The organism is Bacillus sp. BB51/4, from assembly GCF_008368845.1.
GTDB lineage: Bacteria > Bacillota > Bacilli > Bacillales > Bacillaceae_G > Bacillus_A > Bacillus_A wiedmannii.
Window position 1 is genome coordinate 246105 of the sequence record NZ_QOSC01000009.1, and the last position, 13640, is coordinate 259744.

Consider the following 13640-nt stretch of genomic DNA (forward strand, 5'->3'; position numbering starts at 1 on the left):
AAATGACTGTTTCTCCTTATATATTAGAATACTGCTTATTCATCACATATCGTACATACTCAGGTGCACTTTTATCAACCTCTTCATCACTTAATTTATATTCGGCACCATATAAATAAAATGAAGGTATAAATTTCATGTCTGTATATAAGCACGTAGCTTGAAATGGTTTCGTCAACTCATCCATCGTAATTCCGCTATTTTCATAGTCTTTTTCTAATCCACCTATAGAAATAGCTAAACCAAATTCTTTCCCTTTCACTTTATCTCCTTTTGATCCGTACGCAAATCCATATGTTAATACATCGTCAAACCATTTTTTCAATAATGGTGGTGTGCTGTACCAATAAAGCGGGAATTGAAATATATATCGGTCATGTTCTACTAATAGTTTTTGCTCTTCCTCAATATTAAACTCCCAATTCGGTGCCACTTTATATAATTCATGCACCGTTATTTCATCCGAATGTTTTTCAAGTTCTTCAATCCATCTTTTATTAATTTTTGATTTTTCAATATGAGGGTGTGCTACAATTACAAGTGTTCTCATCATTTCCCATCCCCTTTTTAAATTATTCAATCCTTTACGTATTAGTATGAGTGAGTCACATATAATTGAAAAGTACGTACTTTAAAGTGCTATAGGAACCTTAAAGTACCTGTGGAGGTGTTATATGAATCAAAATGAAGACTGCCCAATTGCAACGACACTCGATGTTATCGGTGGAAAATGGAAAGTTCATATTTTATGTGTTTTGATGGATGGAAAAATGCGAACAAATGAAATCCGGCGAGAAATCCCAAACATTACGCAAAAAGTTCTGACACAACAACTTCGGCAACTTGAAGCTGACGGGATTATCCATCGTACTGTATATCAAGAAGTACCACCAAAGGTTGAATACACAATAAGCGAATACGGGAAATCTTTAATGCAAATTATGGATGAACTATGTGAATGGGGAAAAGATCATCAAATCAAAAGATTACATGACTAAAAAAACCTACCCATTTCTTTACATACTAGTGGGAACGGCACATCACTATCAAGCTAACAAAAAGACCTTAATAAGGAAACTTTCATTTTTATAGTCCATTTAAAATTTAGCTTGATAGTGATACGGCAAGACCCAAATAAAGAAATATATTAAACAAATTAAAAACAACAACGCATACGACTAATGTTAATAAGAAAATTTCAGTCGCTGAATTTCTTACTTCATTTTGAAGTCTAAACAATCACCCATTAAGCCAAGCTTAATAATATCGCTTTTGTACGATTATCCGTTACTTCATAATAAATTTCTAACCCTTTCCGAGTGCCTGTAACGACTTTAGTAGCTTTTAGTTTAGATAAATGTTGACTAATTGTACTTTGAGGCATTTGTAATGTTTCATACATTGTCGTTACGTTAATAGGGCCTTTTGCAAGCATTATTTTTACTAATGATAAACGGACAGGATGTGCTAATACCTTCAATACTTCAGTGATTTCTTCATACATTTCTTTCATATTTTTTCTCCCCTTTTATATAAACATTAATGATATCCATATATATAATTCGAAAGGATATACGATTTTATGTCCGTCATTTTAAAAAAATGTTAAAAAATATCTTCAGATGGAAGGAATCCTCCCTATTCTATAGATTTTTCTTTCACTCTATATTATGTGATAGGAACTTTCCTTACTGAGACCCTCTACCATTGTTCTCTTGTTGGTGCCCATTATTTCCTTGCGAGCCTCTTCCGTTGTTCTCTTGCTGGTGTCCATTATTTCCTTGCGAGCCTCTTCCATTGTTCCCTTGTCCATTCCCATTATTTCCTTGTGATTCTCTACCATTGTTTCCTTGCCCATTTCCATTATTCCCTTGTGATTCTCTACCATTGTTTCCTTGCCCATTCCCATTATTCCCTTGCGAGCCTCTTCCGTTATTCTCTTGCCCATTCCCATTATTTCCTTGCGAGCCTCTTCCGTTATTCTCTTGCCCATTCCCATTATTTCCTTGTGATCCTCTGCCGTTGTTTCCTTGCCCATTCCCATTATTCCCTTGCGAGCCTCTTCCGTTATTCTCCTGTTGGTGCCCATTATTTCCTTGGGACCCTCTGCCGTTGTTTCCTTGCCCATTCCCATTATTCCCTTGCGAGCCTCTTCCGCTGTTCTCTTGCTGGTGCCCATTATTTCCTTGCGAGCCTCTTCCGTTGTTCCCTTGCTGATTTCCACTATTCCCTTGTGATCCTCTTCCGCTGTTCTCTTGCTGATTCACATTATTTTCTTTTATTTGCTTCGGTTGTTGTTCCTTAGATTGCTTTTGTTCTATATACTCTTTCTTCTCGTTGCTTTCTTCTTTTACAGGAGATGCGTCCGATGATGCATCAGAAGACGACTTTTGTTGTTCTTGATTAGACGGCGTTTCAGATGGAGCAAGCGATTTTTTCTTCTCATTCTCTTGTTTTATATAAACGCCCGTTCCAACTCCTGCTTTCTCGGCATCTTCCCGTATTTGCATCGTACTGCTTTGATATTCGACTGTAACATGTTTTATCTCATATTCTTTCTTTAATTCCTGCATAGCCTTTTCCAACTGTGGTTCTAGCGACTTGTCCTTTGCAATAGCCGTTAGCATGACTTGCTTATCATTGGTTAAGTACTTATCCTCTTGACTCTGCTTTATAATAATACGTATTACGTCTTGCAGATGTTTATTTTCCCACCTGTTCATTTCTTGTAAAATACGCCTTCCATCATCATTACAAGCCCGCAAATCTATAACACGAAGATCCTCCGTTACGCTCGCCTCTATACTTGGATTTATATCAACTGAGACATAAGCAAATACTTTTTCTTCTGGTTGATTATAGAAAAACAGCAATACGCATAGAAAACCAGCAACAATTACTGTTGTAGGCTTTAAGAAAGGTGGTATGGAAAAACGCGGCGCTCTTTGTTCTTGTTTGTTAAACGAGATTTCCTCCCCTATCATGTATGGGTGCGCTTTTCTTTTAAATGTAATAAACTCTCCATTTGGAGTTAAAACAACTACGTTATGCTTTTTTATATCCATCACAATTCCTTTATTCATCATGCTTTTCCCCTCTTATATAATCAAGAATGTATGTATAGTTGTTTGCAAAAATAATACACATTGCAATAATGTATTTTCTATGTCGTTCCAACGTTTTACGACTTACCCTAACAAGTGGTTCAATATGTTTTAGGGGTAATTTTTTCTTTCGGAACAACTCTTCCATCATTTCCTCTTCTCTTATAATAATCTTCACAATTTCTATTAGATGTTCACGCGTATCACGATGCTTAGGAGATTCTTTAGCAAGCTCTGAAAATGTGATTTTAAACTCAGCTAACACACTTTGAAAATGAAGAATTTCCTCCTTGCGGTTACTATTTTCCATCTCTTTCATATACTCCGTAAGCGACACTTGCATTTCTAACATTTCCTCTTGCTCATCTTCTTTTAAAAAGACAAAGTTATGCTTAGACTCCTTGCGTATATAGTCAATTACATCTCTTTTTATAAGAAGGTCAGCAAACGCTAGAAAAGATTTCCCTTTTTTATATGAATACTGTTCAATTGCTTCGTTAAACGCAAACAGTCCAATACTATATTCATCATCCTGTTCTGTAATATATCGGCGACAGACAGACGATATTGATTTTTTAATAAAAGGCTGATACTGTATGATAAATGCTTCCTTATCTCCTCCATTGTTTTGTATGTCACATACGATATCTTCTATTTTCGGTTTTCTTAGGATCTTCATTACTAAACTCAACACTAGTAATCTCCCAGCCTCCTTCAAATAGCAAAAAGGCCACTAAACAAGTGACCATTCAACCACATTTTGTTAGTACTTTTCTTTTGGTTTGTCCTCTTGCTGTTGCTCATATTTTTCGAGGCCGATTTTTTTATATGACTATTTTTTCCACTTGTACTAAATTGACGTCTGTATTTTGTACTGCTTTCTTATTTTCTTTTGCAATGCCACTTGCTCTTTTCTATTTTAGCTGCAATCTTTGAATAACTCTTCGCTATATTTTTGGTAATTTTAGCTTTTTCTTTCATTTGTTTTCTTCTACTTATATATATTCGAAAGAACAAATGATTTTATGGGGGTCAAAAAATTTTTTTTATACAATAGTTATTTTTTCAAAAATAAAAACCATTAATTGGAAGAAACTTGTTATAACTCCTCCTTATGGTAATTCCTTTGTAAACCTTTTTATTTAAATGTATAATCGTATTAAAAGTCTAAAATTTCAGAATCGGAGGACGGCGTCATGAAAAGTTTTGGTACGTTAGTAATCTCTACCGTCATTTCAGCAGGCTTAGTGTATTATAATATCGATTCCTTTTATAATAAATTTACATCCGGGAATACATATTACTGGGTAAACGGTATCCTAGCTGCTGGATTCCTTATATCCTTAATTATCAACATAAAAGATATCATCAAGAAAAACTACACAACTTCTGAATCAAATTAAGGAGCCTATTATGGTTCCTTTTTCTATGCAAAATAAAAAAACAGCTGTTAAGCTACTTTGAATTCTTCTTATCCCCAAATGAAATGATATATATATTCTCCCGTTACACGTTCATTAATTCCAGCGATCCTAGCGAATCTCATTAAGTCCGCCCCTTGAAGAAAATACACCGAGATCGTAACTGGTACTTGTGACCACATGAATTGATAAAGCTCATTCACTCTCTGATTCGTCGAAACGATTAAATCATTTACAGGTCCATGATTCCATGCAGAGGTTTGAACCGAAGTGAACGGAAGGTCTTTCCCATTAACCACTATTCTTACCACACTTTGAGTTATGTCCATAACAATCCCCTCCACCATTACAGAATTTAGACCTGTTTCTATACTCATATTCTTGATTAATAATAAATGTTTAAGGCAAGCCCCTATTTTCATTTCTACTCAAGAACAATTTATTTGATAAAATAAAAAAGCAGCGCATTCGCTACTTTAAAATGTCCATTTTGTTCCAATTCACGTTTAATGTGTACTAATTTATGTTTTTTCTTCTAAATAGACCAACGATATATTATAATCCTCTATATACCCAAGAAGGTTTACCATGCTTAATTTTCATAAAACATTCCCCATCTTAGGATTCTTTTGGTTTTTATACGGTTTCATTGGCCTCATCTTTTTATTACTATTCCTTAGCGTGTCGTAACAGCGCTTATAAATATATGTTTAATGCATAATTTCTATATAACAAAGAAAAAAGCATCCATGTCCCATTGTTATTCCTCGCTTTCTATTAAAAGGATTATTTTGTTAAAAAATTGATTATTCTTTATAACCTCTATCTTTTTCTTTTATTTCCCATTAAAATTGAGTAAAACTATTTTGAAAACATAGGAGAAAGCTATGAAGCATAACCTCAATCTATGGTCCTTTATATGCTCTTTGATTTGCGTTGGACTATTCCGTTTATATTTTGAAATTCCACTTGAATTATTCAAATTTTTCACGGATTCATTACACATTCACCCTTTATTTATAATACTAGTTTTAACAATAGGAACTTTTTTTGCTGGCATTATAGGATTTTCTAAGATGAATAATTGGATTGCGATGCTTAGGAGTGTAGCAACAGTCTTACTAACATTGTTATTATCAGTGTTTTTAACACTAACTTTGATTGTGGGTTATGCATTAAGTTAAACGTAGTTTTTTATGAGTAAAACTCAATATTCCGTCAATAATATAGATGACATTAGATTTTTCTCCTTGTTCCCCCTTGGAGATGAGCAGTTAGTTTTTGCTAACTGCTCTTATATTTATAACAAAGATAAGATTCTTTAGAATGTTTCTTCTTTATTTCTCAATATAAGGAGCCTTGGATTTTTATTAAAACTCCTGTAGTATATAAACAAAGAGTAAGGTAAGAGTTACTCTTTGCCATTTTAGGAAAGGTTCTGTTGGAAACAACAGGACCTTTTTCGTAAAGAGATGGTTTTGTTTAATTTCTCACCACTAACCACAAAAAATATCTTATAATCGTTATATAATAAATTAAAATAATGGATTAGGAGTAGATCAAATGCCAGTTACACTAGAACTTATTCTTTTCATTCTTCTAGCAATTAGCGCTATTGGCTATTTAGTAAAAGAATTTCAAAAAACTAGGAAAAGAACACTTGGAATTTCACTAGAATTCTTGGTTCTTTTCTGGTCAATATGGAGAATATCGACTATCATAATCTGATTTGTAAAACATGAATTCCTTCGAATAAAAATCAATATTATGTCCATAATGTTGATAGGCTGTATGCCAAAATCCATTTAGTTTTCTCTGTATCTCCTTGTATTGAGCAGTTAGTTTTTGCTAGCTGCTCTTTTATTTATGAAAAAAGATAAAATTTTTTATAATGTTTCTTCTTTATTTCTCAATATAAGGAGCCTTGGATTTTCATTAAAACTCCTGTAGTATATAAACAAAGAGTAAGGTAAGAGTTACTCTTTGCCATTTTAGGAAAGGTTCTGTTGGAAACAACAGGACCTTTTTTTGTGATTTAAAGGTACTAAGACAAAATGAAATATTTACCATGAAGGTAGTTGTTAAATATTTTACGCTTATACAGTATAATGGGATAGTTATTGTGTATTGGCATTAAGAGGAGCGTCCTGATTAAGCGCTTCTCTTTTTTTATAAAATAGCTCCAAATTACTTGGACACATTTACCAGTTTATTCAACACAAATATCATGTTAAAATCCCTTGTGAATACGACATAACTCAACTTGGTGAAGCTCTGTAATATTTCCTGTAGGGCTTCTTTTTTTACAAGCAGTTATTTCATTAAGCTGACTACCTTGTTGTGCAAAATAACGATTTTGTTCACTTTTTTGATACATTTATAAAACATTCATATGTTATCTTCAGTAAGTTCTATTTCCTTTATAATATTGTGTGAAGTATACCAACGAACGAAGCCTAAAAAACTCTAATGAAGTGATGAAAAAAACCTAATTTCTCTACAAAACATTGAGAAATTAGGCTTTTTAATAGAAAAAGTAGCATTCATAAACAATGAATACAGTTTAACTCTTCAATTCTATTTTCACAGATTCATATATTCTTCTAAAGTCAGTTTTTCCTTATATATATTTTCAGCAATATCTCCTACATAGCGAATATGCCAAGGTTCATATGCATAACCCGTAATACTTTCCTTCCCCTTAAGATAACGAATGATAAACCCTGCACGATGCGCGTTTTCTTTCAGCCATTTTCCTTCCTTCGTATTCGCAAAGGATAGCTCTAGTTCATTGTTCGCACTTTTAGAAGAAACATCCATCGTTAACCCTGTTTGATGTTCGCTATGCCCTGGCTTTGCAGAGAAGCGATCCGTATGCTCTTGCCCTTTCTTTTTAACATTATTGGCATACAGACCTTTTTGATACTCATAGGAACGAAATCCTGAAACAGCATTCAACTGGATCCCATCTTGCTTAGCTAAAAGGAATAGTTTTTCTAATGCTTCCGCTGCTTCTTTACGAAGATGACTCTTTTCTACCGTTTCACTAAATGAGAACGGTACATTTGGTACAACTAAATCCTCTGGCATATAGTCTTCGGGTAAACCATATTCCTTATTTACTACAGCCTGTATACTAGCAAAGGAACTTGCTATCTTATTTGAGGTCCCATTTTGCTTACTATTTTTTTCTGTATTTATGGAGTTTTCACTAGTTTCATGGTTTGTCTTATATGGTTCTTTACCAATAGATATATTGGTGTAAATGATAAAGATACCTAACGTTACTACTATACAAGTTAAGGTTCCTACTAATTTAAGTCTCATCATTCATTTCCTTCCTGCAACTCCTACTGTTACTCATTCATCATACTTCAACCATATCAAATCCATATTAATTCCCTGTGAACTTTTCTTCATAACGTATTCCTTAATAGATTGATAGTATATCTTCCCTTTCTTTTGGCACCCTTAAAATATCAGCTCTATGCATACATGTAGAAAAACAATCTAAAAATTTGTACAATAAGATAAGAAGTGTAGCATTCTATTATAGAAAGGTCTTGGTATAATGCTAGGTATTGATGTCAAAAAAACAAAAGAAGAGTTAATTATTTCATGGCAATTTGCGGAGGTCACGATTCCATTACGTGATATGATTGAGGTTACCGAAGATGCTACCTATGCGGGTGTTGAAGAACCAAGTGCAATCCGTATCGGAACAGCATATGGGACAACTGATCGTATATTAATTAGAACTGTAAAACAAAATTATGTATTATTTACTACAAACAAAGTGTCAATTTTAAAAGCTATTCTTGCTTAAATATGGTCATATAAATAGACTCAAACAAAGTTCAAATAAAGCAAAAGAGAGAAGTCATAGAATAGACTCCTCTTTTTTGCTTTATTTGAAATAAATTTTATAATCCATACTCACTTCAGTATAGATTTGACAACATAAGTACGTCTTACTGTTTCGATTCTAATATTACTAATCTTATTAAGACCAAATCCACACATCATCATTATTTTGAGTGCTATTGTTTATCTCATGCACTTTTTCGATATGATCAACTGTGTTGTAATTAATAGAAATGCCGCCCCAACCTACATACTTCATATCAATTTTCACTTTCTCACCTGTTTTAAATACTTGTCCCTTTGTTAAGAACACGTCAATAACATCTTTCTCCCCATTTTGTGATGGATACTCAACTACGACATATGTAGTCGCACTGTCTTCCATCGTACCTACTTCTGATACTTCACCAATCACATAATCAGGTGAGCCATTTTCTTTTAAATGCATACCTAATTTGTTTGTCGTATTCTCAACTTCTGTTGCAACCATATATTCCGTGAAGTTACGCATCATAGATCCAGTTGCTTTTACTTCGTCTCCTACTTTCACATTTGAAAGATTTTCTATATACACACTAACTGGTTCTTCATATTGTTTAGATTTCACAACAATCACACCATGGTCCACTTCTACTGCGCGTCCTTCTAACGTCGAGAAATTCGTTTCAATAGAAGCTGCACTCGCTTTTGTTGCTTCTAATCCTGGTAGATTTGTTCCTGATAATGCTGCGAATCCTAAAGCACCTGCTAAAATTAATTTTTTCATACCCATTCTATAACATCTCCATTCATGATAATTGTATTTGTTTGATTGGTATCGGCCAATCCGTAACTATTATAGTTACAGGTCAGCCGGCATTGCAACCATTTTATTGATGCAATCTTACATACTACATTTTTGCAATATATCTATGTAATTTTCTTATGCCTGCTTCTAACTAACAAAAAATAACTTGATAAGGTAATTAAAAGACCTTCTATTTACAATGTAATCCTCGTTAGAACACAATAATGCAAACAAAAATATGTCCCCCAGATTTGTCCTCAGGTTTTGTTGAGTTTAAATTAAAACCTACTTCTCCCTGATAATTGTTTTTTTGAAGTAATGCAATATCGCCACTTTTTTCAAAACCTCGCGTCTTTTTTCAAAACATCGTGACTTTATTTCAAACCCACAAATACTGTAAATAGGACTAAATTATTAACATAAAAATAAGCACATCTTGTAAAAAAAACAGATGTGCTTATTTTTTAATTTTTATGCATTTTTACGTTTTAGGAAAATCACTCCACCAACAATTAACAATAATGCACCTGCAGCCATAGAGATCCAACTTGTAAGGTCAGCGCCTGTTTGCGGTAACCATCCAATTTTAGATTGAATTTCTTTCTTAGGTTGTGGTTGCTCTTTAGGTTGCTCTGATGTTGGAGTATTTTTATCTGGATTCGGCTGTTCTGGTTTAGGTTGTTCCGGTTTTACTTCTTTAAATTTCACTGTTTGGCCCTTATCTTCCATGTCCACGTGAATAGCTACCAAAACATTATCTTGGTACAATTCTTCAAATACTACCACTTCCTTACCTTGTAATGCAGAAGCATTGAATGTGAAATCGAGTGTGATAAAACCATTTTTTTCTTTTGCAGTAAACTTAGATTCTGCTGTTACTTCTTTACCATCAACTAATAATGGTTTGTTTGTTGCTTTATCCATTAGTTTACCTTTTACAACGTACTCTTTACCCACGATTAAGTCTTTGTATTCCACTTTATCTTGGATTGTTACAGATTTAGAAGCATCTAACTCTTTAGAACCATCAGCTTTGTTTGTAGCTGTTGTTTTAATAGAAGGCTCTACAAATCGAACTGTTTGACCTACATCGTTAATATCAGCGTGAGTTGCAATTACTTGACCTTCATGCAATAAGTCTTCAAACACAACTACTTCTCTTCCTTGCTGTTCAGCACCAACGAAAGTAAAGTCTAATGTTACAAAACCATTCTTTTCTTTTGCAATGAACTTAGTCTCTGCTGTTATTTCTTTACCATCAATTAATAATGGTTTGTTAATAGCTTTGTTCATTAATTTACCTTTTACAGTGTACTCTTTACCAACAACTAAGTTAGTATACTCTACTTTATCTTGAATAGTGATAGAATCCTTTGAATGAATCTCTTTTCCACCATCAGCTTTGTTTGTAGCTGTTGTTTTTACTGATGGCTTAATGAACTTAACTGTTTGACCTTTATCATTGATATCAGCATGTGTAGTAACAACTTTTCCGTCTTTCAGTAACTCTTCGAATACTACTATTTCTTTTTCTTCTAAACCAGTTGCATCAAATGTGAAGCCTAATGTAATAGAACCATTTGCTTCTTTTGGTGTAAACTTAGTTTCAGCTGTTACTTCTTTACCATTTACCACTAATGGGTTATTAGTTTCTTTATCCATTAATTTACCTTTTAAAGTGTACTCTTTACCTACTTGTAGGTCTTTGTATTCCACTTTATCTTGGATTGTTACAGACTTAGAAGTGTGCATTTCTTTTGTACCATCGGCTTTATCAGTAGCTGTTGTTTTTACTGATGGAATCTTTTCATCTTTGACAATATGTTTAATGATTTGACCATTCTCTGTGATCTCAAAAGAGAATATTTCTTCATTCAATACATAACCTTTTGGTGCTACAGTTTCTTTATATGTGTATTTTCCAAATGGTAACTTTTCAAACTTCGCGATACCTTTATCGTCTGTTTTCCCTTTAACTACTTCTTTTCCTGCTTCATTATAAATAGTAAACTCTGCATTCGGAAGCTTATTGTTTCCATCCGTTACATCAACTTTTGTAATTTCTAGATCACCTTTGATAAGATGATTAACTGCTAATAGCTCAATAATTTTTCCATGTTCCTTTATTTCGAACACAATTGGTTCTGTAATAAGAACGTAACCATTTGGAGAAGCCTTTTCTACAAATGAATATTTACCATACGCTAAATCTTTGACGTTAACTTCACCATTTTTATCTGTCTTATATTCCCCAATTACTTTCCCGCTTGCATCTTTTAACTCGAATACTGCACCTTCTAATTTTTTACTGATATCTTCATTATCTACTTTTAGTAATTTCACACTACCTTTCACTTCTGTATTTTCCACTGTAAAAGTAAGTGTTTTATTGTGCTCTTTAATTTCAAAAGGATACTTTGTTTTATTTCCAATATATCCATTAGGTGTTTTTGTCTCTAAGAAATAATATTTACCATACGTAAGACCATCAACATTTGCAATTCCATTTTCTTTTGTTACTACTTTTTTCACTTCTTTTCCATCTTCAGTAAAGACCGTGAATGCAACATTAGGTAACATTTTACCTGAATCACTAAGTTTTTTTATTTCGATGTTACCTTTTACTTTGTTGTTTACTACTTGAACAGCTCCTATTTCCCCTGTCTTAACTTCAATAGTTTGTGGTTTATCACCTGAAACATAACCTGTTGGTGCTTTAATTTCTTTTACTGTGTAGGTACCAATTGGTAGGCTATTTAATTCTGCAGTACCATCAGCACCCGTCGTGATTTTTCCAACTGATTCATTATTTGCATTAAAGACTTCAAATACTGCACCAGCTAATACTTCTCCATTTTCCCCAACCTTTTTAATTTTTAAAGAACCAGCAGCTTCCCAATTTACTGCAAGGTCACTACTAAGCTTTTCCTCATTTCTTTCTAGTAGCACTGTAGCATTCTGAACAGTATCAGTACCGCGATAAGCAATTGCTTGAACTTTAGTTAAATTTGCAGCAACACTTAGATTAAATTCACCTGTTTTTGTATCTTTAGGAATTTGGATACGGAATTTTTCCCCAAGTGAAAGCTGATCTTTCACTTCTCCATTTTCACTAACAATTTTAACTCCATTAGGTGCATTTTTCGCTACTACTTTATAAGAACCACTCTTAGCATTTGTTTGTACTGTGTATAGGTTTGTTTCAAAAAACTCACCCTTTAATTCTGCCTTTTGCTTTTCAGCAGGAATCACATTCATAAAAATATCTTGAGTATCTTCACTTGTATTTGCAGCATTAATAATTGTCTTAGCCGCTTTTTCAACATTTTTATTTTCATGCTTTAATTCATTTACATCAAGTTGACCTAATGCATTCCAAACCGCAAGCTGAGTTGCATAATGTGCTTCATTCTTATTAGCTACTCCCAGTTGTTCTATACTTTTTTGTGGGAAACCATTTAATAAAACCCTATATACTACATTATCTGTTTTCCCCATTTCAGGAAGATCTTCACCATTTGGTGATTTTAAGCCAAGAGTTAAACAATAAGCAATTTGACCGCTTGAATTTTTAATAATTTCAGTTCGGATATCCTTTCCTAAACTGTTGCTATAACTCCAGTTCATTGAATACTTTTCATGCGTCATAACCTCCGCATTTGCCTTCGGTAGAAACACATTAAAGAATAATGCTAGTACTGATAATAATGCAAAAACTCTTTTAACAACTCTTCTCCCCAATTTTAAAACCTCCCTAGATAAAATGAATCTGATGTATTATTCAAATATTTAAAATAATCACAACGAAGATATTTCATATTATAAGACATAAAGTTACAAATATTATATTATTTTTACAAATTATTTATTTTCTCAACATCCACTATAAATTATAATATTTAAATATTTAATTTCACAAAAGTAACAATATTAGGATACCTTAACAAAATAAGAAACTTGGTAAAATACTAGAATAACGGTAGTTGGAGTACGGAAACGATTCTTGGCATGAAGGACCACTACAAAGATATTTTAATATGTAAACAGATATTTTCAGATTGAATATATGTATTAATAATGAAATTTTATTGCATTTACACCTGCAATGTTTATATAAAAGATAGTAAATTATGTTTTTATAGGATTTTTTCTATTAGTTTACTGGAAATTTGCATTATTATGTGACAATAAATATCATTGTATTTAATATAAAATGATATAAAAAAAGGGTACGTAAATAATTATCAGAATTTTATATTAATTAACTATACTAAAATTAGTATTAAGAATATTAGCAAAAAAAGTAACAACGTTATTACTAAATTCGAATATTGGTCTAAGTACCCTAGCATCTCAATGGTAACCTCTTGAATACTTTTACGTTTTTAAATAAATTAAAATAACAAAAAAATAATAATTTTTATTTTTTTCTTTGTAATTTAATAAGTTACATGTTAATATGGC

Annotated in this window: 12 protein-coding genes; 4 read left to right on the forward strand and 8 right to left on the reverse strand. The window is 32.7% G+C overall.

Annotated features, from left to right (window positions below):
• Positions 1-16: 16 nt before the first annotated feature.
• Complete coding sequence (locus DN392_RS12495; RefSeq protein WP_001259767.1) at positions 17-550, reverse strand: NAD(P)H-dependent oxidoreductase; 534 nt, start codon at positions 548-550, stop codon at positions 17-19.
• Between the two features lie 124 nt (positions 551-674).
• Between DN392_RS12495 and DN392_RS12500 the strand changes: the two genes are divergently transcribed.
• Entirely contained in the window at positions 675-998 is a 324-nt protein-coding gene (locus tag DN392_RS12500; protein ID WP_001072996.1) for a winged helix-turn-helix transcriptional regulator, read from the forward strand.
• Positions 999-1246: 248 nt separating this feature from the next.
• Here the strand turns inward: DN392_RS12500 and DN392_RS12505 are convergent, their stop codons facing one another.
• The 3 genes from DN392_RS12505 to sigI all read right to left on the reverse strand — a co-directional run bounded on the left by DN392_RS12505 (position 1247) and on the right by sigI (position 3798).
• Positions 1247-1513, reverse strand: coding sequence for an ArsR/SmtB family transcription factor (locus DN392_RS12505; RefSeq protein ID WP_000661861.1), 267 nt, complete (start codon positions 1511-1513; stop codon positions 1247-1249).
• Between the two features lie 175 nt (positions 1514-1688).
• Complete coding sequence (locus tag DN392_RS12510; RefSeq protein ID WP_064472382.1) at positions 1689-3083, reverse strand: anti-sigma factor domain-containing protein; 1395 nt, start codon at positions 3081-3083, stop codon at positions 1689-1691.
• Positions 3076-3798 (reverse strand): RNA polymerase sigma factor SigI, encoded by a 723-nt coding sequence (gene sigI / locus DN392_RS12515; protein WP_048565961.1) that lies wholly within the window; start codon positions 3796-3798, stop codon positions 3076-3078. The genes DN392_RS12510 and sigI overlap by 8 nt, the downstream gene beginning before the upstream one ends.
• A 502-nt stretch (positions 3799-4300) precedes the next feature.
• On the opposite strand from sigI, the gene DN392_RS12520 reads away from it, so the two are divergent.
• Entirely contained in the window at positions 4301-4507 is a 207-nt protein-coding gene (locus tag DN392_RS12520; protein ID WP_000834521.1) for a hypothetical protein, read from the forward strand.
• Between the two features lie 68 nt (positions 4508-4575).
• Here the strand turns inward: DN392_RS12520 and DN392_RS12525 are convergent, their stop codons facing one another.
• On the reverse strand, positions 4576-4854 hold the full coding sequence (locus DN392_RS12525; protein WP_033709650.1) for a hypothetical protein: 279 nt from the start codon (positions 4852-4854) through the stop codon (positions 4576-4578).
• 558 nt (positions 4855-5412) lie between these two features.
• Here DN392_RS12525 and DN392_RS30770 point away from each other — a divergent pair.
• A complete protein-coding gene (locus DN392_RS30770; protein WP_000682247.1) occupies positions 5413-5709 on the forward strand; it encodes a hypothetical protein in 297 nt (98 codons plus the stop codon).
• 1399 nt (positions 5710-7108) lie between these two features.
• Here the strand turns inward: DN392_RS30770 and DN392_RS12535 are convergent.
• Positions 7109-7852, reverse strand: coding sequence for a M15 family metallopeptidase (locus DN392_RS12535; protein ID WP_061672888.1), 744 nt, complete (start codon positions 7850-7852; stop codon positions 7109-7111).
• A 244-nt stretch (positions 7853-8096) separates the two neighbouring features.
• Between DN392_RS12535 and DN392_RS12540 the strand changes: the two genes are divergently transcribed.
• Positions 8097-8351 (forward strand): SunI/YnzG family protein, encoded by a 255-nt coding sequence (locus DN392_RS12540; protein WP_000900583.1) that lies wholly within the window; start codon positions 8097-8099, stop codon positions 8349-8351.
• A 177-nt stretch (positions 8352-8528) separates the two neighbouring features.
• Here DN392_RS12540 and DN392_RS12545 read toward each other — a convergent pair whose 3' ends face one another.
• Both DN392_RS12545 and DN392_RS12550 read right to left on the reverse strand, forming a co-directional pair.
• Positions 8529-9161, reverse strand: coding sequence for a F0F1 ATP synthase subunit alpha (locus DN392_RS12545; RefSeq protein WP_000525508.1), 633 nt, complete (start codon positions 9159-9161; stop codon positions 8529-8531).
• Positions 9162-9647: 486 nt separating this feature from the next.
• A complete protein-coding gene (locus DN392_RS12550) occupies positions 9648-12917 on the reverse strand; it encodes a VaFE repeat-containing surface-anchored protein (protein WP_088321409.1) in 3270 nt (1089 codons plus the stop codon).
• Positions 12918-13640: the final 723 nt, after the last annotated feature.